We start from the raw sequence: 23,001 nt of genomic DNA, 5'->3' as shown, positions 1-23,001 counted from the left end.
GAAGTTAATTATTCAGCTCAGCCGTTTTCAGTTCATCATCTAAGTCATTTATCTCATCAATAAACGTTTCTAGCTGCTGCTCTACCAGGCTATTTGCATGTGCAAAATAAGCAATGTGGAATACGGCATCGCCTTCATTTACTAGAGGCATGGTTTGCTGACCAATAATAATACCGCTACGTGGAGCGAGTAATTCAAGCTCAGAATCGCCAAGCGGACTACTTATGTATGCCAGTATTTGCCCTTTAGTGACACGTTCACCTAACGATACTTGCGCTCTTACTATGCCATCAACCTCAGCTCGTACCCAACTTGTTGAACCTGCAATAACCGGCTCAGGTAGTTTTTTAGGGCGCTTACCACGCATCATTTTTAAATGACGCATAACATAATCAACCCCTTGTACACCCGCTGCAATCGCAATCGGGTCAAAGCGCAACGCTTCACCTGCTTCGTAGGTGATAACGGGTATCCCCAAATTAGCCGCTTCACTGCGTAATGAGCCATTGCGTAACGACGCATCAATAACCGCAGGTGTGCCAAAAGCCTTAGCCATTTGCGCTGTAGCTTCATCGGCTAAATTAGCGCGTATTTGCGGTAAGTTAGTACGATGAATCGCCCCCGTATGCAAATCTATAATATGCGTACAATGCACAGCGACTTGGTTAAAAAACATATACGCCATACGACCTGCTAACGAACCACGTTCAGAGCCAGGAAAACTTCGATTCATATCACGGCGATCGGGCAAGTAACGAGATTTATGAATAAAACCAAATACATTCACAATCGGCACCGCTATTAATGTGCCACGCAACTGGTTAGGATCGATCTTAGCCAGTAACTGGCGCACAACCTCAACCCCATTAAGCTCATCGCCATGTATTGCCGCACAGACCATCAATACAGGGCCTTCCATTACACCGTTAACCACTTCAATAGGAATATTAAGTGGTGAATGGGTATAAAGCTTTGCAGCTTCTAGTGCGAGTGTTTTACGTTCACCTACACCAATGCTTTCACCTAATAGGGTGAAAGGTCGGTTAATTTTAACCTTTGCCACGAGTTGCTGTTCCTTTCACTGAGGCCGTTTTTTCAATAAAGTCAATCACCATACCCGCAATATCTTTACCAGTTGCCACTTCAATCCCTTCTAGGCCTGGCGATGAATTTACTTCCATAACCAAAGGGCCGCGAGATGAACGGAGTAAATCAACGCCAGCAACGTTTAAACCCATTGCTTTTGCTGCAGCAACCGCTGTTTTACGTTCTTCTGGGGTAATACGTACCAGTGTAGCGCTACCACCACGATGAAGATTAGAGCGGAACTCGCCCTCTTGTGCTTGGCGTTTCATCGCAGCAATCACTTTATCGCCCAATACAAAGCAACGAATGTCCGCACCACCGGCTTCTTTAATGTACTCTTGCACCATGATATTGGCTTTTAAACCCATGAATGCTTCAATAACACTTTCAGCTGCTTTACGTGTTTCAGCCAATACCACACCAATACCTTGAGTACCCTCAAGTAACTTAATAACGACCGGTGCGCCGCCTACCATTTCTAATAAATCTTTTACGTCATCGGGCTTGCTGGCAAAGCCTGTAACCGGCATACCCACACCTTTACGCGATAGTAACTGCAAAGAACGTAATTTATCGCGAGAACGAGAAATAGCTACTGATTCATTAACAGGGAACACCCCCATCATTTCAAATTGGCGTAATACAGCACAACCATAAAATGTAACCGATGCACCAATACGTGGCACGATAGCGTCGAAATCTTTTAGGTTTTCACCACGATAATGAATTTCAGGTTGCTCTGAGTTTATGTTCATGTAAGAGCGTAACGCATCAATTACTTTCACTTCATGTCCGCGCGCCTCAGCAGCTTCGATTAGGCGACGCGTTGAATATAATTTTTTGTTACGAGATAAAATACCAATTTTCATCATTAAAGCCTTAACTAAATGATGTTGAGCAAGCAGATATAATTATGTTTGCTACTCAACGAATTCTTATAATAAATGTGATAAAGCCGGATCAACGACTATGCGATTTTCCATTGCTGTGCGCCCTAACAACATTCTAAACTTCATAGACGCACGACTAGTTAATGTAATTTCTATTGGCCAACTAAATTCGCCGGCATGTAATGTAGTTTCAATAAAGTAACGCAATTCTTTTTGTCCACTAGAGCTGGTAACGTACTTCATCTTTTTAACTTTGGCATTGCAGGTAATTTGCGTTTGCTCGTCTTCTTGCAATGGTTGGGCTGTAAATTTAACCCATTTTTCGCCATCGACTTCGTATTCTTCAATATTAATTGCATGAATACAGGAAGTACGCGCACCAGTGTCTATTTTTGCTTTAATTTGCTCGATGCCTAGCTCGGGTAAACTTAACCACTCACGCCAACCAACTGTTATTTTTGTCGTCATAAATGTGCCCTTAGTAAAAAAAGTGTTTTATACGCTACAGCCAACAAAACACCAACAAAATAAATTCATCTACTCGATAAGCCGATTTGATTGACCTTTTAAGTTAACTCGGTTAACAATGCACCCCTAACGTATGCACTTAACCATAGGCTAAAAAACAATTTTTTGTTGATTAACTCTACAAAGTAAAGCTAAGTTAAATACACTACAGTCAACTGTATTAAAAATATACTATCTATGAGAAATTATTATGATCAATGGCTTACTTCATGCGCTTATTCTTGATGAACAAGGCGGGGCTCGCCCAATAGAAAACAGTAAACAGTTACACCAATGGCAACCTACTGATGGAAAGCTGTGGGTGCATATGGATTACAGTCAAAAAGAAGCCGTTGATTGGTTAAAAAACTGCGGCCAATTAAACGACTACGAACTTGAATCACTCACCGCAGATGAAACACGCCCTCGCATTACTCCTACAATGAATGGCCATATGCTGTTTTTACGTGGAATCAATTTAAACCCAGCGCAAAGCCCTGAAGACATGGTGTCTATTCGCCTATTTATTAATAAAGACGTGGTGATCACTACCCGTAAGCGCCGATTATTATCAGTGCAAGATATTCTAACCTCGTTAAATAATAATGAGGGGCCAAGCAGTATTTCTGAACTAGTGTGTAGCTTAGCGCAAAAGCTCACTTCACGTATGCAAACGGTAATAGATGAACTAGATGAAAGCTTAGATGATTTTGAAGAAGAAATTGATGAGCCTAGTAAAAAGTTTGATAACCAAGGCTTGTCGCAACTTCGCCGCCAAACAATCGCGCTAAAACGTTACTTAAAACCGCAAAAAGAAGCGCTCAGCAACATGGTTAATAATCATTACCCATGGCTGTTTGACGATGATAAAGCCAAGCTAAATGAAACCACCAATTTACTTATTCGCTATTTAGAAGAGCTCGATAGTTCAATAGAACGTGCACTCGTTATTCAGCAAACCATTACTAACCAAGTGTCTGAGCAATTAAATCAGCGTATGTATGTGATGTCGGTGGTGGCTGCTTTATTTTTACCACTGGGATTTTTAACTGGGTTATTGGGGGTCAATGTTGGCGGTATACCTGGCACAGATAGTCCCTATGCATTTACCGCATTTGTGGTGTTTTTGGTTGTTTTGACTGGTGGGATTGGTATTTACTTTAAAAATAAAAAGTGGCTGTAATTACAATACAGATCCAATAAGACACAAAAAAGGCGAACATAATTGTTCGCCTTTTGCATTGGTAACCCTTACTCTTGAAAGTAAGTGCCCCAACCGTCGTATTCTACGTCGCATTCAACCGCAAGCTGTGCAAGCTTATCAACGTCTTCCATTATAACGTCAACATCTAATTCGGCTTCAACAACAATGTCAAAACTCCAAATCTTTTCGCCGTCTTCAAGCTCAAGTTCTGCTGGCTCTTCTACATCGTAACCTAGTTTAAACGCAGCAAGTGCAGCTTGTTCTAACTTAGTAAAATCTTCACATACAAAGTGGTGCTCTACTTCATAAAGGATTTCCGGATCGGAACCATCTTCAAGTAATGAAGTTACGATGTCTTCACTTATTTCACGCCAGTTTTCCATTATTTCTCTCTCACTTGAGCATCTAATTCTGTTATTTTAGCAGCCATAATGCTGTGCACACTTTTAGCATGTTCACGGGCACTGATACTGTTATCAAGTGCTATGGGGGCTAACATTTCAATGTAAATTGTACCATTATCCCAGCGATTTAGTTTAATGGTTTTATCGGTTGTGTTCATACATACTGGCACAACAGGTACCTCTGCACTCATTGCAGTATGAAAAGCACCGGTTTTAAAAGGGAGTAAACCACGACCATAACTACGCGTCCCCTCAGGGAACATCCACACCGACAAGCCTTTTTGTTTTATTTTAGCCGCTGCTTTAGAAATAGTGCCTGCCGCTTTTGAGCGATTTGCTCTGTCGATTAAAATATTACCCGATAACCAATACAGCTGACCAAAAAATGGGATCCACTTCAGGCTTTTTTTGCCAACACTCACACAATTTTTTGGCACCATAGCTGGAATAGTAAATAAATCATAGCTATTTTGGTGATTCGCTACATACACAGCGGGCCCCACCTTAAGCGCATCGGGATGATATTTTAGTTCTAATTTAACCCCAAGCATTTTAGCCATTGAGCCAAACCAACTTGCAATAACATGCACATTATTAGGATGAAATGGTCTAAATATTGATAACAACAAACCAAAAAAACAACTTAATAATATAAACAACAGCATTATTAAAATACGTATAACAGCTAGCAAGTGCGCCTCTCCAATATAACCACAATCATGTATTGTTTTATTATAACGTTATTTTGTTACGCAGACGAGAAAATAGCGCACAAGCGTGCGCTGAAATAAAAAAGTCATAAAAAAACGGCTTACCTGAGTAAGCCGTTTTCTAATTTGATCTCAAGATTAACTTGGCTCTGCGTCTGAGCTTGGCTCATCAACTTGTTGCGGTGTTAACTCTACCACAGCTTCATCTACGCGCTGTAAACCACGAGGTAACTTATTCCCTCTGCGGCCTCGCTCGCCATGGTAATGCTCAAGGTCGCTTGGTTTAAGGGTCAGCTTACGCTTACCTGCATGCAGCGTTACACTGCTGCCTTGCGGCACAACAGCTAATACTTTTACAAACTCTTCGCGGGCTTGTACTTTCGCACCCGGAATAGAAATAATTTTATTACCCTTACCTTTACCTAGCTTAGGTAGGTCACGCAGTGGGAATAACAACATCCGCCCTTCGTTAGAAATCGCCATACAGTAGTCAGTAGCCACGTCGTTAACGCGAATTGGCGAAAGTAACACACCACCTTTTGGCACACTCACTAACGCTTTACCGTTTTTGTTTTTGCTCACTAAATCTTTAAAGTCAGTAATAAAACCATAACCAGCGTCGGAGGCCATTAACAACACTTGAGCGTCCTCACCCATTACTACGTGCTCAAAGCTGGCGCCTGAGGTTAGATTAAAGCGCCCTGTCATTGGCTCGCCTTGGCTTCGCGCTGAAGGAAGACTATGAGCATCAGTGGCAAATGCACGTCCAGCTGAATCTAAAAATACCGCAGGCTGATTACTTTTACCTCTCGCTGATGCTCTATAACCATCACCAGCTCTGTAATTTAATCCTTCCACATCTAAGTCATGACCCTTACCAACCCGTGCCCAGCCTTTATCTGATAGCACCACGGTGACTGACTCTGATGGAATTAAATCTTTTTCGCTCAGTGCTTTGGCTTCTACACGCTCAATCACAGGCGAGCGGCGATCATCACCATACATTTCTGCAGCTTCTTGAATTTCTTTTTTCAATAAGGTCGACATGCGACGATCTGAGCCCAATGTTTGCTCTAATTTGTCACGCTCTTTTGCCAATTCGTCTTGCTCACCACGAATTTTAAACTCTTCAAGTTTTGCCAAATGGCGAAGTTTTAATTCTAAAATGGCTTCTGCTTGAATATCGGTTAAATCAAAGCGCTCCATCAATATTGGTTTGGGCTTATCTTCAGAGCGGATGATTTCTATAACTTCATCAATATTTAAAAAGGCAGCCAGTAAACCTTCTAAAATATGTAATCGAGCCAGTACTTTATCAAGTCGATATTGCAAACGACGACGAACCGTTTCGCGTCTAAAGGTTAACCACTCTGTTAAAATACTACGTAAATCTTTAACCTGTGGACGACCATCTAAGCCGAGCATATTTAAATTTACGCGGTAATTTTTTTCAAGATCGGTGGTGGCAAATAAGTGCGCCATTAATGGCTCAGCTTTAATTCGATTTGAACGCGGCACAATCACAATACGGGTCGGGTTTTCATGATCAGATTCATCACGTAAATCGGCCACCATCGGCAACTTTTTAGCATTCATTTGCGCTGCAATTTGCTCAAGTACTTTTGCACCCGAACATTGATGCGGTAACGCAGTAATAACTATATCGCCCTGCTCTTCACAATACACAGCGCGCATTTTAATTGAGCCACGACCGGTTTTATAAATTTTGTGAATATCAGCTTTTGGAGTAATTATTTCAGCATCAGTTGGATAATCAGGCGCATGCACTAAATCCAATAACTCTTCGAGTTCTGTTTTTGGTTTATCAAGTAATAAACAGCAGGCACTGGCTACTTCACGCACATTATGCGGCGGTATATCGGTTGCCATACCTACCGCAATACCGGTGACACCATTAAGTAATATATGCGGTAAGCGCGATGGCAATACTAATGGTTCATCCATGGTGCCGTCGAAGTTTGGCGTCCAATCAACAGTCCCTTGGCCTAACTCTTTAAGTAATACTTCAGAGAATTTAGATAAACGCGCTTCGGTATAACGCATTGCCGCAAACGACTTAGGATCGTCAGCTGCACCCCAGTTACCTTGACCATCAACTAACGGGTAGCGATAAGAAAACGGCTGCGCCATAAGTACCATGGCTTCATAACAGGCACTATCACCGTGAGGATGGTATTTACCTAATACATCACCCACGGTACGGGCTGATTTTTTGTATTTAGCACTTGCCGATAACCCCAGTTCACTCATCGCATAAATAATACGACGCTGAACGGGTTTTAAGCCGTCACCAACGTGCGGTAAGGCACGATCCATGATCACGTACATTGAATAATTTAAATAGGCGTCTTCGGTAAAACGCCCCATTGTTTGCTGTTCAATTCCTTGCATTAGCAAGGTATCTGTATCACTCATTAAAGCTTACCTAGTTTTTCTTATAGCTTACGCGGTAAATTACGTTAGCGTAATCATCGCTTACCAATAGACTGCCATCATTTAATTGTGCAAATGCAACAGGGCGTCCAAATGTCGTTTCGTCTTGCATAAAGCCGGTGATCAGTGGCGTATATTTAGTTACTTTGGCATTTTCTATGGTTGCCACAGCCACTTTATAACCAACCTTTTTAGAGCGGTTCCATGAACCATGCTCAGCAACAAATAACTGTTGTTTGTAGCTATCTGGGAACTGTTTGCCGGTATAAAAATGAATACCCAATGGCGCAACATGCGCCCCCAATGCCAATGCAGGTTGAGTGTAATCAGCAATATTTTTGCCTTCACCAAACTCAGGATCAACAATAACGCCACCATGCACGTATGGAAAACCAAAGTGCTCTTCTTCCTTAGTAATGCGGTTTAGCTCATCAGGTGGAATATCATCCCCCATCATGTCGCGGCCGTTATCACTAAACCATAGCATTTGCGTACTAGGATGAAAGTCAAAACCCACCGTATTACGTACACCTTTGGCTAAAGTCGTTATTTCTTTGGTATCGGTATTTAAGGAAAAAATACGGCCAAAGCGAGCATCTTCCTCACAAATATTACACGGTACGCCCACGGGAATTATCAGCTCGCCGTTTGGTGCAAAACGCAAAAATTTCCAACCATGATGACGCTCTGAAGGTAAATCGCTATAAAACACTTCATACTCAGGGTTTTTGAGGTGTTTATCGATATTTTTAAAACGGATAATCCGGTGCACTTCACCAACATATAAGTCACCGCCTTTAATTGCTAAACCCGAGGGCATATTTAATCCCTCTGCAATCACTATTTTTTTATCTGCCACGCCATCGCTGTTATGGTCAATCAGTGCATACACATTGCCCGCTTTACGAGACCCTGCATACACAATACCTCGGCTTGATACTGCAATTTGCCGTGCATTTTCAACATCATCAGCAAATAAGCTGATTTCAAAACCCGGTGCAGCGGTCAGCTTGTCGAGTATATTTTTCGCCATCACTGGCGATGATATTAAGCCCAGTAACAACAGTGTGCTAAATAATTTATTCATTTGCCTCTCCTGTTTTAAAGCCCAAAGGCTTATTAAACTTGTGCCTTGTTACCATGATCCTCTAGCCATTGACGGCGATCTGATGAGCGCTTTTTAGCGAGTAGCATATCCATCATTTCCATTGTTTGCTGCTCTTCATCAAGAGTAAGCTGTACTAAACGACGAGTATTAGGGTCCATGGTTGTTTCACGCAATTGTAGCGGGTTCATTTCGCCCAAACCTTTAAAGCGTTGTACGTTTACTTTTCCACGTTTTTTTTCTGCTTCTATGCGCGCTAAGATACCGGTTTTTTCATCTTCATCCAGCGCGTAGTAAACATCTTTACCAATATCAATTCTAAATAACGGTGGCATAGCAACATACACATGGCCGGTTTTAACTAATTGTGGGAAATGGCGAACAAATAAGGCACACAGTAAGGTGGCAATATGCAGTCCATCGGAGTCAGCATCCGCTAATATACAAATTTTATTATAACGTAGTCCCGACATATCGGCTGAGTCTGGGTCTATACCTAGCGCAACTGAAATATCGTGCACTTCTTGAGAGGCCAAAATTTGCCCTGACTCAACCTCCCAAGTATTTAAAATTTTACCTCTTAACGGCATAATTGCTTGGAATTCACGATCTCGCGCTTGTTTAGCTGAGCCCCCTGCTGAGTCACCCTCTACTAAAAACAATTCTGTGCGGTCATTATCAGCAGCACTACAATCGGTCAGTTTGCCTGGTAATGCTGGGCCTGATGTAACTCGCTTACGTACTACTTTTTTAGCCGCACGTAAGCGACGCTGTGCATTTGAAATACATAGTTCAGAAAGTAGCTCTGCGGTGTCAGTGTGCTCATTTAGCCATAAGCTAAAGGCATCTTTTACTACACCCGATACAAACGCAGCACATGAACGTGATGAGAGTTTTTCTTTGGTTTGCCCTGCAAATTGTGGGTCTTGCATTTTAACCGACAACACATAACTACAACGTTCCCAAATATCATCTGGGGTGAGCTTTACGCCACGTGGTAATAAATTTCTAAACTCACAAAATTCACGCATCGCCTCTAAAAGCCCTTGGCGCAGACCATTTACATGGGTGCCCCCTTGCGCGGTAGGAATTAAGTTTACATAACTTTCGGCTATCGACTCACCACCTTCAGGCATCCATACTACCGCCCAATCAGCGCCTTCAATAGAACTTGAAAACTCACCCACAAATGGGTCTTTAGGTAGTATTTCGTAACCTTTAACGGCTTCAATTAAGTAATCTTTTAAGCCTGTTTCATAAAACCACTCTTGGGTTTCTTTCGTTTGTTTATTTACAAACTTAATACGCAAACCTGGACATAAAACCGCTTTAGCTTTTAATAAGTGATTAAGCTTAGTCAAAGAAAAATTAGCAGAGTCAAAATAGCTGGTGTCTGGCCAAAAACGAACTGTAGTACCGGTGTTGCGTTTACCCACTGAGCCAATCACATTTAAATCTTCAACTTTATCGCCATGCTCAAAAGCCATTCTAAATTGCTGTGCATCACGGCGAACCGTTACTTCCACGCGGGTAGATAGCGCATTAACAACCGAGATACCTACGCCATGCAAGCCACCAGAGAATTGATAGTTTTTGTTTGAAAACTTACCGCCGGCATGCAGCTTAGTAAATATTAACTCAACTCCTGGAATACCTTCTTCTGGGTGAATGTCAATTGGCATACCTCGGCCATCGTCACTCACTTCAAGCGAATTATCTTCATGTAAAATGACATCAATGCGTGTTGCGTGCCCAGCCATTGCTTCATCAACACTGTTATCAATAACCTCTTGGCCTAAATGGTTTGGCCTTGTGGTATCTGTATACATGCCTGGGCGGCGCTTTACCGGCTCTAATCCATTAAGTACTTCAATGGCTTCGGCGTTATAATTTTGTTGAGTCATAGTTTTTATCTTTATATACGCTAATATCTGATTTTAAGAAAATCGACAATGCTTGAAAAAGCTCTCTCAAAGCCATTAAAGCTATGATCGCCGCCAAATTCAATTAACTGTTTACATTGTGAGTAATACTTTATTGCGTGCTGAAAATTTAACACTTCATCCCCTGTTTGCTGTAATAAATACAACAGCTCAGGGTGTTTTAACTCTGTCACCGTTAATGCTTTTAACGCATCTATATGACGAGATTGTAATTTGTAATTATAATCTTGATACGGATTATAATTAGGCCCAAGTATAGGCTCTAATAATGTATATGGGGCAACGGCAGGATTAATTACCACCGCAGGAATTTGATAACGCTGCGATAAATACGTGGCAAAAAAACCACCTAGCGAGCTGCCCAATAATACGGTATTCGGTGTTAATAGTTGTTCAAGCGCTATAATAGCCTCTACAGGCTCATGATTTAAACGCGGCACACAATAATCAACATCATAGTGTGCCATAAGCTCACCAAAGCGCACAGCTTTATATGATTTTTCAGAGCTATTAAAACCGTGAATATAAATTACTCGTTTAACCATACCACGTCCGAGTGTATATGCACCTGTTGTTGCTCAGCATTTAAATACAGCATGCGATAAGCTGCCCCTTTATTTTCTTGCTGCCAAGTCGCACTGTGTTTACTAAATTGCACGCAGCTGGCTGGGGTAGCGTAAACATTGAGCCCTCTAAACTGCTGTTGATAGTCATTATGGACATGCCCATGAAACAGCGCATCAACGCGACCATTATTAACTAATAAATTTAATAGTTGCGGCCCATTTTCTAACATATGTTTATCTAGGTAGCCATCAATTGGCAATGGGTTGTGATGACAAAATGCAATGTGACGATTATTTGAATCAACTAAGCAAGCCATAATTTCATCCAAATGTGTGGCGCTAACCCACCCTGCTGGTGTATCACCTTTAGAGTTAATTAATATTAGCTCAATTCCTTGTGCCACTATGTGTTTAGCGTGTTGTATTTGCCCACCACTAATTAAATTAAGCTGTTCAATCTCATCATGGTTACCAGGCACCCAAAATACGGGGCAATCAACGTCACTATTATGAATAAGTTCTGCAAATAATAAATACGAATTAAAGCTGTGATCTTGCGTTAGGTCACCACCAAATATCAACGCATCAGGCTGCTGCTTTGCTATATCAGCCAATGCTTTAACAAAATGTTCAGCGGTATTAACGCCAAAGTATTCAGCATCTTTATCACTAAAAAGGTGGCAATCAGTTAGATGTGCAATTCGAAGCGTAGTTTGTTCAAAATAATAGATGTCATCAAACCAAGCCATTATTTACATCCCAATTAAGTGTTGATTGACCTCTTTCAACACACGCTACCAACCAGTCATACAAAAAAGCATTTAACTGATATTTTTCATCTTTTTGATGCATTTTTGGGTTAGGGTAACCATAAGAAGGCTTAATTCGTTGGTGGTAGTCATGATGAACAATTTCAGCCACCTTCGCATCATTGTACAAACGTACCGTTAAATACAGCGGTGCAATGCCAACGAGCATGCCATTTAACTGTTTAATAGAAACATCAAGTGTGTACTTAGCACTATCATCTATGTGAATTGCAAATTCACTGTGCCCTAATTTAATTTCTCTTACATTGCCAATCACTTGCTCATGAGGCAGTAGTTTTAAAAGGCGTACGTAATTTTGCTCACAAAGCGTTAAATACTTTGGAAGGCTTTGAATGTATCGATTAGTAGTTAAAAGTGCTGTCAAAATACCGCCATTACTATTAAAAATTAAAAACTATGCCCACTTTTTACGTATCTTATCGCGATTTAGCGCTAACCATTGCAAGCAAATTACGGTAGCAGCATTATCTATTTCACCACTATTAAGTCGCTGTAGTGCTTCGTCTACGTGCATAATATGGGTTTTAATATCTTCACCTTCGGTTTCTAACCCATAAATGCCAGTGCTTATTTGGCTTAAATCGGCGTGAGCTAAATATAAGAACAAACGCTCCGTAGTACCGCCGGGGCTTGAAAGGTAAGACAACATAAACTCAAGTTCTGTTAAATTAAGCCCCGCTTCTTCAAGCGCTTCTTTTTTAACAACCGCTTCGTAATCTTCACTACCATCGGTCATACCCGCTATACATTCTAACAGCCAAGGCGTATGTTTGCTTTTAATTGCGCCAATTCGAATTTGTTCTATAAGCAATACTTGCTCAGTGACTGGATCATAAGGTAATACCGCGACCGCATCGCCACGCTCTAAAATTTCTCGACGAATAACCTCAGACTCTCCACCAGCAAACAGAGCATGCTGAAATTGATAAAGGTTTATTTTAAAAAAACCGCTATACAAATTTTCAATCGGTTTTAATCTCACATCATCATGGGTAAATTGAGTACGACTTTTATTCGCCATGTTTTTTATTTCCTTTTTGAAAGCGTAGATACATCAACGCCTTGATTGCCAGCCCTATTAAAACGCTAAATTGAGCGAATGAGGCGTGTTAGGTATATATTCTGTTACACTTGAGAACGTTGTTTTACTAATTTTTTTTTTAGTTATTAAGTAAAACAGGTTAACATGCCTGTAGTACAAAAATTGTCTAAGGACCGAACATCACATGAAAAAGAACATCCTTGCAGCACTGGTTAGTTTATCATGCGCATTGGGCTCAACCGTAGCCAATGCAGAAGATTTACTTCAAGTTTTTGAAATCGCAACAGCCAACGATCCTACCGTTTTAAAAGCAAAAGCCCAAGCTGATGCACAATCATACCAAAGCGATCGCGCTATGAGCGCACTATTACCGCAAATTGGTTTAAGCATGAGTTATGAAAAAAGTGACTCGACCTCTTTTCAAAGCATAGGCGATTTATCAAACCAAGTTAAAGTCGAAAGTGAAACGGACCAATTCAGACGTGGTATTAGCTTAAGCCAAACGCTATTTGATTTGGGCGCGTGGAATTCACTCGGCATTGCTGACAAACAAGCACTGCAAGCTAGTGGCCAGTACGATTTTGCTAAACAAGATTTAATAGTACGTGTGGCTGAAGGCTATTTTAACGTATTAAGCGCTATTGATAACCTTGAATTTGTACAAGCTGAAAAACGTGCCATTGAGCGCCAACTTGAACAAACTAAACAACGTTACGCTGTAGGTTTAACGGCTATTACCGATGTACATGAAGCACAAGCACAATTTGATAACTCAGTAGCGCAAGAAATCATTGCTAATAATGCGGTAGAAACAGCCCGTGAGCAACTACGTGAGATCACCGGTAAATACCATGCAAAGCTAGATATGTTAAACACCGAAACGTTTTCTACTGTTAAGCCAAGTACGCCTGCAACGGATTTAGTTAAAATAGCGAAAGACAAAAACTTAAATCTGCAAGTATCAAAAATAACGGTTGATATAGCTAAAGAGCAAATTGAACTTGCTAAAGCAGGGCATTATCCAAAACTAACTTTAAATGCTAGTTACGGCGACTCATTAACAGATAGCGAGTTAAATGGCGCTAGTTTTGACGACCAGCCTCGCTCAGATTCAACATCTGTTGGACTTAACTTTAGCGTACCACTTTACTCAGGTGGCGCAACGGTTGCTGCAACAGATCAAGCACGTGCATTTTACGTTGCTGCGAGCCAAGATTTTGAAACGGATTATCGTGCTGTAACTCGCTCTGTTATTACCTCTTATAATCAAGTGGTATCTGATATTGCGACCTATAAAGCGCTTGAACAAGCAGTTATTTCAGCACAAAGCGCATTAAAAGCCACGGAAGCGGGTTTTGAAGTGGGTACACGTACCATTGTTGATGTGCTCGTCAGTACGCAAAACTTATACAATGCAAAGCGTAATCTTGCCGATGTACGTTATCGTTATGTTGTATCAACGCTTCGCTTAAAACAAGCAACAGGAACATTGAGCCGTGAAGATTTAGTGGGTATAAACCAAGGTTTAAATACCGTTAACTAAGCAAACGACTTCATTATAAATAATCACTAAAGCCAGCTTTTTGCTGGCTTTTTGTATTTTTTAACACATAGCGTTAAACTAGGGTCTGTTGACCTTTCAAGGTTAAATTTGCAGCAGCCTGTTTGGTATTAAGGCAAGGCAGAGCCTATGTGGTGTGGTTATTCCCCATTAATAGGCGATAACGCCGCATTAATGCCAAACAGGCGCTGCCCGAAGGGTTCTGCCTAGGGGCAATTAACTCTTTGTTGCTCGGTTTTTACTTAGCCCACTAGGTTACAAACCTCGCGCCGCGATTAAATTGCCCCTAGTTTGAACAAATATTAATCCGCAAAGGTCAACAGACCCTAGCCTTTTATTTTTAGAGAAATTTTTGTGGTTAACTCATCCCCTTTTAAAGCCTCTTTTTTAGGTCCTCGTTATTGGCTAACCTGGATTGGTGTTTTGTTTTTATATCTCATTTCTTGGTTACCGCAAAAACTACAATTAGCTATGGGTAAGCAGCTAGGACGCTTGGTTCATAAATATATGAAGCGCAGAAGGCATATTGCTGAAGTTAATATTAAACACTGTTTCCCCACGATGAGCGAAGCCGAGCAACAACAGCTGGTACTTAAAAATATGGAAAATACCGGTATTGCTATGGTTGAAACCGGTATGGCTTGGTGGTGGCCACAATGGCGGGTCAAAAAAGTATTGGGATCAATAAAAGGGCTTGAGCACTTTGAGCGCGTACAACAATCAGGAAAAGGCGTTTTATTACTTGTTCCACATATACTGCATCTTGAAATGACAAGTCGTGTAATGGGTTTGAAGTGCCAAGGTATTGGCTTTTACCGCCCGCATAACAATCCGCTTATGGAATACTTTACCACCAATGGACGCCTTCGTTCTAACGAGTACATGGTTGGAAAAAAAGACGTAAAAGGATTATTAAAATCATTAAAAAATAAAAAGCTGTGTTATTACTTACCCGATCAGGATTATGGCCGTAACCGCTGTGAGTTTGTGCCTTTTTACGCAGTACCCGATACAGCAACCACCACTGGTACACTAATGTTTGCAGGTAGTAAAAACTGCGAAACAATGAGCTTAATTGCTTATAGGGATAACAACGGAAAGTACCACTTAGAAATCGTGCCTGAGCTTGAAAACTTCCCAAGCGGCGATGATAAAGCCGATGTAACACGTGTTAATCAGCGCATGGAACAATCAATAAATGCCGCCCCTGAACAATATATGTGGTTGCATAGACGTTTTAAAACACGACCCGATAAAGACGCCCCCTCTTTCTATTAAAGATGGGTTATTAAAATAACAAAGATGAGTAACAGCCATGTGGTTTTGGATTAGATATATACTTTTAGCTTTATTGTTAATTGGTGCAGCCATTTACTTTCTACTAAATGGTTCGTCGTCACTCAATTATCAACAAACCACTAACGCTGCGGCTGAAGGGTTATCGCGGTTTTATGCATCAATCCGAGATAGAATTTCTGTCAATAAAGACAATGACAAATTTGTAATTGAACTCGAAAAACCCGATCTTAGCCTCGACAGAGCGCTAAACCAGCGTTCTTTTGTAGTAGAGCCTATGCCTTTAAATTGGAGTGGAGAAGTAGGCCCGCGTCGCTTTCAACCTGATTCAACCTTGCGTACCGCACTAACTCAATATGCGAATAACGAAGGTATTACTTTAATGTGGTACTTAGACAAAGATTACGTTGTTAAAGATCACTTTCGAATAGATAGCAGTTTTAACTCCGCTTTATACCGCGTTAGCCGCTCTATAAATGATGATTTTTCAAATGAAGTGTATGCGTTTTTCTGCCCTAAACAACGCGCAGCGGTTATTACCGAGCTGCCGTCTGAATTTGTGCGTACAAACTGTTTAAAGCTAAGTAATTAACTAGGGTCTGTTGACCTTTCAAGGTTGAATTTGCAGCAGTCTGTTTGGTATTTAGGCAAGGCAGAGCCTATCTATACCCAAGTTGCCTTAATCTGCGAGTTTCAGTTGGAATTAAAAGCTATTTTGACAAGGCATTGATTGAAAATAATGGTTATTCCCTTGTTAAAATCAATAACGCAGTATAAATAGCTTTTAAACCAACCCGCAGGGCGTTTCACAGAAACTTACTCCCTTTGTTGTTCCTTTTTAAAAGGGACGACCATTATTGCAAAGGGAACGCCTTGATATTAAGTCCCTGTGAAAAGCTGAATTCTGCATATTGAGGCAATTTGGGTATAATGTGGTTATTCCCCATAAATAGGCGATAACGTGGAATAAATGCCAAACAGGCGCTGCCCGAAGGGTTCTGCCTAGGGGCAATTAACTCTTTGTTGCCTACATGGATGTAGGTAAGGGGCGTGAGCAGGACGCGGAAGCTTTGCTCGGTTCTTACTTAGCCCACTAGGTTACAAACCTCGCGCCGCGATTAAATTGCCCCTAGTTTGAACAAATATCAATCCGCAAAGTTCAACAGACCCTTGGCTTTATAGGCGCTCAATAATAATCGAGCGCCTATGTATTTATTCAATTTAATTCAAAAATAGCCTGCCATATCGACGTGACATTTTTAATATCTTCACTAAAATCTTCACGTTTTACGCAGCGACCCTGCTGATCTAAGCTCAACACATGATAGCGTGAGCGATAATCTATATAGGCTTTAATAAGTTGCTGTTTCTGTGTGTCTGTAATGCAACCAATTTTAGCCGCGTCCGTTAAAATTCTGACATTGTCAGAATTGTCGCATAAGTGGGTAAACTCATGAGCGTACTTTAATACTAAATATTGAGTGATAAACTCAATATCGGTCATCGCCCCCACGTCTTGTTTTAAATCAAACTGCTGTTCGTTGCCTTTAGCTAAATGGCCACGCATTTTTTCGCGCATTTTAATCACGTCGGTTTTTAACAGCTCAACATCACGTTTTTGACACAATATCTCGGCACGAATTTGTGCAAAACGCGTTACTAATTCAGTTTGGCCTAAAATCAGCCTCGCTCTGACTAAAGCTTGATGCTCCCACGTCCATGCTTGAGTTTGTTGGTAATGATTAAAACTCTCTAAGTTAATCGCTAATAACCCTGATGCCCCCTCTGGACGAAGTCGAGTATCTAATTCATATAAAATACCTGAAGCAGTACGAGTATTAAATAAATGCATTAAACGCTGTGCTAGCTTTAAATAAAATTGCCTTGAGTCAATTGCCTTGTCGCCGCTGGTATAGCTGGTACCGTCATGGTTATGCACAAAAACTAAATCGAGATCAGAGTCATAACCCACCTCAAAACCACCGGTTTTTCCATACGCAATAACGGCAAAGCCTTTATGTTCATCGTCGGTATTGGGTGGCATGCCAAAACGTTTAACACAATGATACCAAGCAATATTAACAGCCTGATCAACTATTGCTTCTGCAAGTGCAGTTAAGTGATCGCTTACTTTCATTACATCAATTACGCCAGTGGCATCTGCGGCGGCAATACGTAATTGGTGGGTTTGTTTAAACTGACGTAATGCCTCCATTTGTTGTTCAAGATCATCATGTTCAATACGTAAAAAATACTGTCTTATTTCATCTTTATATGCTGTTAATGGGGTCGGTTTGTATAGCACTGCAGGGTCGATAAGTTCATCGAGCAAAATGGGATACAATGAAATATGCTCTCCAATCCACTTACTATGGCAACAGAGCAAAACTAACTGCTTTAACGTTCCAGGGTTTTCATACAACAACTCTAAATAAGCGGTGCGCGAAATAATTTTATTTAGTATTTGGCATACCGTTGTAAACGCACTGGCAGTAGCATTAAAGTCGTTTAATTGTTTTAGTAATGCAGGCATTAATTTATCAAGAATATCGCGTCCACGGTTGCCCACTTTGGCTTTAGATAGGCGCTGTTTGAAGTCATGTAATGGTGTTTGCCACTCTTCTCTTGGTTCATTCAAAAAGCTAACATCACCATGATCCCAAGTACTTATAAACGCGCCTTCACAAGTATCAAGTGGTTCAGTTTCTTCACCAATTACCTGAATAAACTCATTATGAATTTGCGCCATGACCTGTTCTATTTTTTCAATAGCTGAGTCAAAATTACCTTGCTTCAACAATACATTCAGCCGTTGCTGATTTAGCTCATCATCAGGCAGAGTTTGTGTTTGCTGATCATCAAAAATTTGTAGGTATTGCTCTACCCTACGTAAATAAAGGTAGTTATTTTTAAGCCCTCTGGCTTCATGCTCATCAATCACTTGGCTAACTGTTAGCTGCTCTAATGCAGTTAATAAAGATTGTGTTTGTAAATTTGCTTCTCTGCCGCCTCTGACCATTTGCAATGCTTGAACAATAAATTCAACTTCGCGAATGCCGCCACCACCTAATTTAATGTTATTAGTTAAGCGCTTACGACGCACTTCTTGGGCAATCATGAGTTTCATTTTTCTAAGCGATTCAATCACCGAAAAATCAATGTAGCGACGATAAACAAAAGGTCTCAGCAAAGTATTAAATTCCTGCCAATAACGACTAGGCGTGCCAATTAATCGCCCTTTTAACATCGCGTAGCGCTCCCAATCACGCCCTTGCTCTTGGTAATAGTCTTCAATGGCATTAAAGCTCATCACCAACGGACCACTTTCACCAAATGGGCGCAAACGCATATCAACCCGAAATACTTGGCCATCCACGGTGCATTGGTTCAGGGCTGTAATTAACTTTTGGGCCACTTTAGTATAAAAAACAGATGCTTCGAGCGAGCGACGACCGCCTTGGGTTTTAACGTTGCGGGGGTATGCAAAAATAAGGTCGATATCAGATGAGTAATTTAGCTCTTGCCCTCCTAACTTCCCCATGCCTAGTACCATTAATGGTAAAGCGTTTTTATCTTCATCTAATGGTTCACCATTAGTTTTAGCAGCATTATTGTAGGCCCATTGATTAGCACTATCTATTAGTTTATTGGCAAGTTCACTAATGTATTTAATGCTATCCGCAATTGAGTTTTCACAACATAAGTCTAAAAAAGCGACTTTTAGCCAGTACTTTTCACGATATTGGCGCAGTAATTGATGACACTGCTGCTCTTCTACTTCATTTATATTAAGTGTTGCAAAGGGATCTGAAATTTCTCTATTATTAATTTCAACTTCGCATAGCAACCAAGACAACAGCGAAGGTTGAGAACTTAAACTACGCCAAGCAAAATCACTTAACGCTAATAAACGCACTATTTGCTGCTGGATTTGTTGTTCGGGATACAGCGCTGCAAAACGCGTTTCACCCAGTTTTTGTAATTCAATAGGAAGCTGCGTGTCGTTACTCATCAATACCCTCTTTTATCTCACCAATAACCATACTAGAATGGTTAAAAACCTATCAAGGTAAATCTATTTAGGAACACCATGTCATATTTATCATTATCTAACACTAGTTTAGTTGCGATTGCTATTAGTTTTGTGGTTATTTGTATTATTATCATCAGTTTAAGAATTGTGACTCAAATAAAAGCAAAACAAGCACTTAAAGAAGAATTAGCGCAACATGATAACTTTGCAATGGGAATTAGTTTTGCTTCTGAAATATCAGTCGTGATCGCCACGATGGCATTTTTGTTCGATGAAATTAGTGTTAGCACCGCTCAATCAAATCCACTGAAAGTCATTTTGTTAATTGTGCTGTTATTTTCGTTTATAAAAATGGGACATTTAATCCACCGTAAGTGGATATTACGCCGCTTTAATGAAGAAGCAGCTATATTAAAACAAAACGTTTGTGCTGCGTTGGTTGATTCAGGCATGCTGATTGCCAACTGCATTTTAGTATTGGGTTTATATACGTGGACACACACTCAAGGCTTTAGTAATTTATTAATAGCCTCGGTAAGCTTTTTTGTTTTACAAGGCATGTTTGCCCTAGACAGTAAAATACGCGAAAACCGCTTTGCTAAAGCCAACCAAGGGGCCTCGTTGCAAAGTAACTTTGGTTTAGAAAACACCTCCATTGGTATTCGCTATGCGGGTAAATCAATAGGCTTAGCTCTTGCTGCGTATGCTGGTTTATCGAGTGCGGCGTTTCAAAACGGTAAAATGGTAGAGAACTTATTTACTTTGGTAATGCATTGCGGTGTGATGTGGCTGTTACTATACTGTTTAACGTATATTATAAAAATTATTTCAATGCCAAATATAGATACCGCACTTGAAGTCGATCATCAGGATAATATTGGCATTGCCTGTATTGAATTTGCTGTATTTTGTGCTATTGGTTACTTATTAATAAGTATGTTTTCAATTTAGTACCAAACTCATTAAATTTAGCCGTTGCTTAACGTCCCTATTTAATTGTTTGGTAAATTAACAGGGACTTTAGGCATATGGCAATTAAAACAGGAAGTTATCTATTAATCGATATAGATAACGAGTTCAGCCGAGCATTTGTAAAACATTACATAAATACTAATGATGCTGCTAAAAAGGACATCATAATAGCCGGTGCGAACACGCAAAAGCTGGTTAAAATGATGTTTGATGAACTCGTTAAAGATTATTGCTATTGCGATATTGAGAACGAAATCAGTATTTCAGAACTGGCCAGCTACCTTCACGAACACCACAATGTTCAAGGCGTATTATTCAACCAAACAGATTATTTGCTCGCTGATGATACACAGCGCTTTATTTATAATTCATTACATGAAAAACGCTATATTATTAGTCAAACCAATCATGGCTATGACATTAACCCCATAAATGAAGAGTGCCATTCAAATCATTTGTCCTGTGATACCGATATAGCCCAAACCGCACAAGAACTAACAGAGCTTGCAGTCCCTGAATATGAAAAATAAATAATTGCACCCAAGCCTTTGCTTACTTACCATAGAGGGATATAACTTCTATGTAAAAAAGTGATTTGCCATGCGAGTGCCTCATATTTATCAATCATCACCAATTGCCCTTAATACTCCTTTAAACCTAGACGATGATGCTGCAGGGCACATAGGCCGTGTGTTGCGCATGAAAGTAGGCGAGCAGGTTTCTATTTTTAATGGTGAAGGCGGAGAGTTTCTAAGTGAAATTATTGAGGTGAGTAAAAAGAGCGTGGTTGTTATGCCGCTTGAATTTAATCCTCATGACGTTGAATCACCATTAAAAATTCATTTAGGCCAGTGCGTATCCCGTGGTGACAAAATGGATTTTACCATTCAAAAGTCTGTTGAATTAGGGATCACTGAAATCACCCCTATTTTTAGCCAGCGCTGCGGCGTAAAGCTAAGTGGCGACCGCTTAGAAAAAAAACACCAGCAATGGCAAAAAATAGCCATTGCCGCAGCAGAGCAATCTGGGCGCAACTTTGTGCCAAAAATACACTCACCTGTTGATTTAAAAACCTGGCTTGAACAGCAAACAGCTGCCATTAAATTAACTTTGCATCCTCGCGCCGAACACAGTATTAAAACCATTACCGTTCCCGATGACGGCGTGCGCTTTTTAGTAGGGCCTGAAGGCGGATTTACCGACGATGAAATAGCACAAACAAAGCAACAAGAATTTGTAGATATTCGCTTAGGCCCGCGGGTACTTCGCACAGAAACAGCAGCGTTAACCGTTTTAAGCGCACTGCAATTACAATTTGGCGATTTAGCTAATTGAAATAACTAAAAGCACCCACATATCAAGATTACAGTTGTAAAAAACACATAAACTAAGGCACAGCGCATGGCAATTAAGTTAGGTATTATTTCAGATCCTATTAGTGGATTTAATATTAAAAAAGACACCGGTTTTGCAATGATGATGCAAGCGCAAACCCGTGGCTACGAAATTTACTACATGGAAATGGATGATTTATCGCTGCGTCAAGGCAATGCCTACGCTACTGCAGCCAAAGCACAGGTTTTTGATAACGCAGAAAAATGGTACCAACTTGAAGAAAAAACCACCATTGCGCTGGCTGATTTAGACGTTATTTTAATGCGTAAAGATCCGCCTTTTGATACTGAATATATTTACGCAACCTATATTTTAGAACGTGCTGAGCAAGCGGGTACTTTAGTTATTAATAAGCCACAGAGCTTGCGTGACGCCAATGAAAAACTTTTTACAGCTTGGTTTAGTGAGCACACACCTGATACATTAGTTACGCGCAGCCAAAAGCAAATCCGTGAATTTTTAGCCCAGCACAAGGATATTATTTTAAAACCACTGGATGGTATGGGCGGTGCTTCTATTTTTAGAGTAAAAGCAGATGATGCCAATATTGGCGTAATATGCGAAACCTTAACTGAGCATGGCAGTCGCTTTGCGATGGCGCAAAATTACATTGAAGAGATCACTCAAGGTGACAAGCGCGTATTGGTTGTTGATGGTGAAGTTATTCCTTATTGCTTAGCGCGTATCCCACAAAACGGCGAAACGCGCGGTAACTTAGCCGCCGGCGGACGTGGTGAAGCACGCCCAATTAGTGAGTCAGATCTTAAAATTGCTCAAGCAGTTGCCCCTACATTGAAAGAAAAAGGCTTAATATTTGTTGGCTTAGATATCATTGGCGATAAGTTAACTGAAATTAACGTAACAGCACCAACCTGTGTTAAAGAAATTGAGGCCGCTTACGACATTTCTATTACCGGTATTTTATTTGATGCCATAGAGAGAAAACTTAGCTAAAGCCATAGCAAACTTTAAGCGCTGACGCTTCTATAGTCATCGCTTAAAG

21 protein-coding genes are annotated in these 23,001 nt (G+C 40.6%); 8 read left to right on the top strand and 13 right to left on the bottom strand.

Translation table 11 applies throughout. From position 1 onward, the window contains the following. Positions 1-4 precede the first annotated feature (4 nt). From QL989_RS02505 to QL989_RS02495, 3 genes are all read right to left on the bottom strand, one after another. Positions 5-1,063: a succinylglutamate desuccinylase/aspartoacylase family protein gene (locus QL989_RS02505; RefSeq protein WP_290167936.1), complete on the bottom strand. Its 1,059-nt coding sequence runs from the start codon at positions 1,061-1,063 to the stop codon at positions 5-7. Further along, complete coding sequence (rimK, locus tag QL989_RS02500; RefSeq protein ID WP_008467750.1) at positions 1,050-1,955, bottom strand: 30S ribosomal protein S6--L-glutamate ligase; 906 nt, start codon at positions 1,953-1,955, stop codon at positions 1,050-1,052. Before rimK ends, QL989_RS02505 begins: the two co-directional genes overlap by 14 nt. Before the next feature lie 66 nt (positions 1,956-2,021). Beyond that, positions 2,022-2,444 carry an ATP-dependent zinc protease gene (locus QL989_RS02495; protein WP_010391555.1) on the bottom strand — a complete coding sequence of 141 codons (423 nt, stop codon included), beginning with the start codon at positions 2,442-2,444 and terminating at the stop codon, positions 2,022-2,024. Positions 2,445-2,694: 250 nt separating this feature from the next. On the opposite strand from QL989_RS02495, the gene QL989_RS02490 reads away from it, so the two are divergent. Next, complete coding sequence (locus tag QL989_RS02490; RefSeq protein ID WP_010391556.1) at positions 2,695-3,666, top strand: zinc transporter ZntB; 972 nt, start codon at positions 2,695-2,697, stop codon at positions 3,664-3,666. Between the two features lie 68 nt (positions 3,667-3,734). Here the strand turns inward: QL989_RS02490 and rraB are convergent, their stop codons facing one another. The 9 genes from rraB to QL989_RS02445 form a co-directional block, all read right to left on the bottom strand. Beyond that, the gene (gene rraB / locus QL989_RS02485; protein WP_008110603.1) at positions 3,735-4,070 is read right to left on the bottom strand and encodes a ribonuclease E inhibitor RraB; all 336 of its coding nucleotides are present in this window, start codon (positions 4,068-4,070) and stop codon (positions 3,735-3,737) included. Beyond that, entirely contained in the window at positions 4,070-4,783 is a 714-nt protein-coding gene (locus QL989_RS02480) for a 1-acylglycerol-3-phosphate O-acyltransferase (protein ID WP_010391558.1), read from the bottom strand. The genes rraB and QL989_RS02480 overlap by 1 nt, the downstream gene beginning before the upstream one ends. A gap of 156 nt (positions 4,784-4,939) precedes the next feature. Continuing rightward, the gene (parC, locus tag QL989_RS02475; protein WP_010391560.1) at positions 4,940-7,237 is read right to left on the bottom strand and encodes a DNA topoisomerase IV subunit A; all 2,298 of its coding nucleotides are present in this window, start codon (positions 7,235-7,237) and stop codon (positions 4,940-4,942) included. Between the two features lie 10 nt (positions 7,238-7,247). Further along, a complete protein-coding gene (locus QL989_RS02470; protein WP_055012532.1) occupies positions 7,248-8,342 on the bottom strand; it encodes a PQQ-dependent sugar dehydrogenase in 1,095 nt (364 codons plus the stop codon). A 32-nt stretch (positions 8,343-8,374) separates the two neighbouring features. Next, complete coding sequence (gene parE / locus QL989_RS02465) at positions 8,375-10,264, bottom strand: DNA topoisomerase IV subunit B (RefSeq protein ID WP_010391564.1); 1,890 nt, start codon at positions 10,262-10,264, stop codon at positions 8,375-8,377. 20 nt (positions 10,265-10,284) lie between these two features. Then, complete coding sequence (locus QL989_RS02460; protein WP_290167929.1) at positions 10,285-10,848, bottom strand: YqiA/YcfP family alpha/beta fold hydrolase; 564 nt, start codon at positions 10,846-10,848, stop codon at positions 10,285-10,287. Continuing rightward, positions 10,833-11,618: a metallophosphoesterase gene (locus QL989_RS02455; protein WP_290167926.1), complete on the bottom strand. Its 786-nt coding sequence runs from the start codon at positions 11,616-11,618 to the stop codon at positions 10,833-10,835. The genes QL989_RS02460 and QL989_RS02455 overlap by 16 nt, the downstream gene beginning before the upstream one ends. Further along, positions 11,605-12,063, bottom strand: a complete 459-nt coding sequence (locus QL989_RS02450; RefSeq protein ID WP_290167924.1) for a DUF1249 domain-containing protein — start codon at positions 12,061-12,063, stop codon at positions 11,605-11,607. Before QL989_RS02450 ends, QL989_RS02455 begins: the two co-directional genes overlap by 14 nt. 30 nt (positions 12,064-12,093) lie before the next feature. Continuing rightward, the gene (locus QL989_RS02445) at positions 12,094-12,720 is read right to left on the bottom strand and encodes an NUDIX domain-containing protein (protein ID WP_290167923.1); all 627 of its coding nucleotides are present in this window, start codon (positions 12,718-12,720) and stop codon (positions 12,094-12,096) included. A gap of 205 nt (positions 12,721-12,925) precedes the next feature. On the opposite strand from QL989_RS02445, the gene tolC reads away from it, so the two are divergent. The 3 genes from tolC (at position 12,926) to QL989_RS02430 (ending at position 16,190) form a co-directional block, all read left to right on the top strand. Continuing rightward, a complete protein-coding gene (tolC, locus tag QL989_RS02440; protein ID WP_016900575.1) occupies positions 12,926-14,284 on the top strand; it encodes an outer membrane channel protein TolC in 1,359 nt (452 codons plus the stop codon). 372 nt (positions 14,285-14,656) lie between these two features. After that, positions 14,657-15,580, top strand: coding sequence for an LpxL/LpxP family Kdo(2)-lipid IV(A) lauroyl/palmitoleoyl acyltransferase (gene lpxL / locus QL989_RS02435; RefSeq protein WP_250653238.1), 924 nt, complete (start codon positions 14,657-14,659; stop codon positions 15,578-15,580). 37 nt (positions 15,581-15,617) lie between these two features. Further along, positions 15,618-16,190, top strand: coding sequence for a toxin co-regulated pilus biosynthesis Q family protein (locus QL989_RS02430; RefSeq protein ID WP_290167919.1), 573 nt, complete (start codon positions 15,618-15,620; stop codon positions 16,188-16,190). Between the two features lie 624 nt (positions 16,191-16,814). On the opposite strand, the gene glnE is transcribed toward QL989_RS02430, so the two are convergent. Continuing rightward, the gene (gene glnE / locus QL989_RS02425) at positions 16,815-19,610 is read right to left on the bottom strand and encodes a bifunctional [glutamate--ammonia ligase]-adenylyl-L-tyrosine phosphorylase/[glutamate--ammonia-ligase] adenylyltransferase (protein ID WP_290167917.1); all 2,796 of its coding nucleotides are present in this window, start codon (positions 19,608-19,610) and stop codon (positions 16,815-16,817) included. A 78-nt stretch (positions 19,611-19,688) separates the two neighbouring features. Here glnE and QL989_RS02420 point away from each other — a divergent pair, with 78 nt between their 5' ends. The 4 genes from QL989_RS02420 (at position 19,689) to gshB (ending at position 22,952) form a co-directional block, all read left to right on the top strand. After that, positions 19,689-20,582 (top strand): hypothetical protein, encoded by an 894-nt coding sequence (locus tag QL989_RS02420; protein WP_138609475.1) that lies wholly within the window; start codon positions 19,689-19,691, stop codon positions 20,580-20,582. 77 nt (positions 20,583-20,659) lie between these two features. Next, positions 20,660-21,133, top strand: a complete 474-nt coding sequence (locus QL989_RS02415; RefSeq protein WP_010391582.1) for a hypothetical protein — start codon at positions 20,660-20,662, stop codon at positions 21,131-21,133. Positions 21,134-21,203: 70 nt separating this feature from the next. Beyond that, complete coding sequence (gene rsmE, locus QL989_RS02410) at positions 21,204-21,938, top strand: 16S rRNA (uracil(1498)-N(3))-methyltransferase (RefSeq protein WP_055012525.1); 735 nt, start codon at positions 21,204-21,206, stop codon at positions 21,936-21,938. A gap of 66 nt (positions 21,939-22,004) precedes the next feature. Continuing rightward, positions 22,005-22,952: a glutathione synthase gene (gene gshB, locus QL989_RS02405; protein ID WP_138609469.1), complete on the top strand. Its 948-nt coding sequence runs from the start codon at positions 22,005-22,007 to the stop codon at positions 22,950-22,952. Positions 22,953-23,001: the final 49 nt, after the last annotated feature.

Source organism: Pseudoalteromonas sp. APC 3224 (assembly GCF_030407535.1).
Classification (GTDB): Bacteria; Pseudomonadota; Gammaproteobacteria; order Enterobacterales; family Alteromonadaceae; genus Pseudoalteromonas.
The sequence above is the reverse complement of the archived record's forward strand: the minus strand, read 5'-3'. Positions and strand labels throughout refer to the sequence as shown.

Bases quoted from the DNA above. Each gene is read 5' to 3' on its own strand.
- QL989_RS02415 (WP_010391582.1), top strand. From the start codon at position 20,660: ATGGCAATTAAAACAGGAAGTTATCTATTAATCGATATAGATAACGAG.
- tolC (WP_016900575.1), top strand. From the start codon at position 12,926: ATGAAAAAGAACATCCTTGCAGCACTGGTTAGTTTATCATGCGCATTG.
- QL989_RS02455 (WP_290167926.1), bottom strand. From the start codon at position 11,618: ATGGCTTGGTTTGATGACATCTATTATTTTGAACAAACTACGCTTCGA.
- QL989_RS02470 (WP_055012532.1), bottom strand. From the start codon at position 8,342: ATGAATAAATTATTTAGCACACTGTTGTTACTGGGCTTAATATCATCG.
- QL989_RS02495 (WP_010391555.1), bottom strand. From the start codon at position 2,444: ATGACGACAAAAATAACAGTTGGTTGGCGTGAGTGGTTAAGTTTACCC.
- gshB (WP_138609469.1), top strand. From the start codon at position 22,005: ATGGCAATTAAGTTAGGTATTATTTCAGATCCTATTAGTGGATTTAAT.
- rsmE (WP_055012525.1), top strand. From the start codon at position 21,204: ATGCGAGTGCCTCATATTTATCAATCATCACCAATTGCCCTTAATACT.
- QL989_RS02430 (WP_290167919.1), top strand. From the start codon at position 15,618: ATGTGGTTTTGGATTAGATATATACTTTTAGCTTTATTGTTAATTGGT.
- parC (WP_010391560.1), bottom strand. From the start codon at position 7,237: ATGAGTGATACAGATACCTTGCTAATGCAAGGAATTGAACAGCAAACA.
- rimK (WP_008467750.1), bottom strand. From the start codon at position 1,955: ATGAAAATTGGTATTTTATCTCGTAACAAAAAATTATATTCAACGCGT.
- QL989_RS02445 (WP_290167923.1), bottom strand. From the start codon at position 12,720: ATGGCGAATAAAAGTCGTACTCAATTTACCCATGATGATGTGAGATTA.
- QL989_RS02490 (WP_010391556.1), top strand. From the start codon at position 2,695: ATGATCAATGGCTTACTTCATGCGCTTATTCTTGATGAACAAGGCGGG.
- QL989_RS02420 (WP_138609475.1), top strand. From the start codon at position 19,689: ATGTCATATTTATCATTATCTAACACTAGTTTAGTTGCGATTGCTATT.
- QL989_RS02460 (WP_290167929.1), bottom strand. From the start codon at position 10,848: ATGGTTAAACGAGTAATTTATATTCACGGTTTTAATAGCTCTGAAAAA.
- glnE (WP_290167917.1), bottom strand. From the start codon at position 19,610: ATGAGTAACGACACGCAGCTTCCTATTGAATTACAAAAACTGGGTGAA.
- rraB (WP_008110603.1), bottom strand. From the start codon at position 4,070: ATGGAAAACTGGCGTGAAATAAGTGAAGACATCGTAACTTCATTACTT.
- parE (WP_010391564.1), bottom strand. From the start codon at position 10,264: ATGACTCAACAAAATTATAACGCCGAAGCCATTGAAGTACTTAATGGA.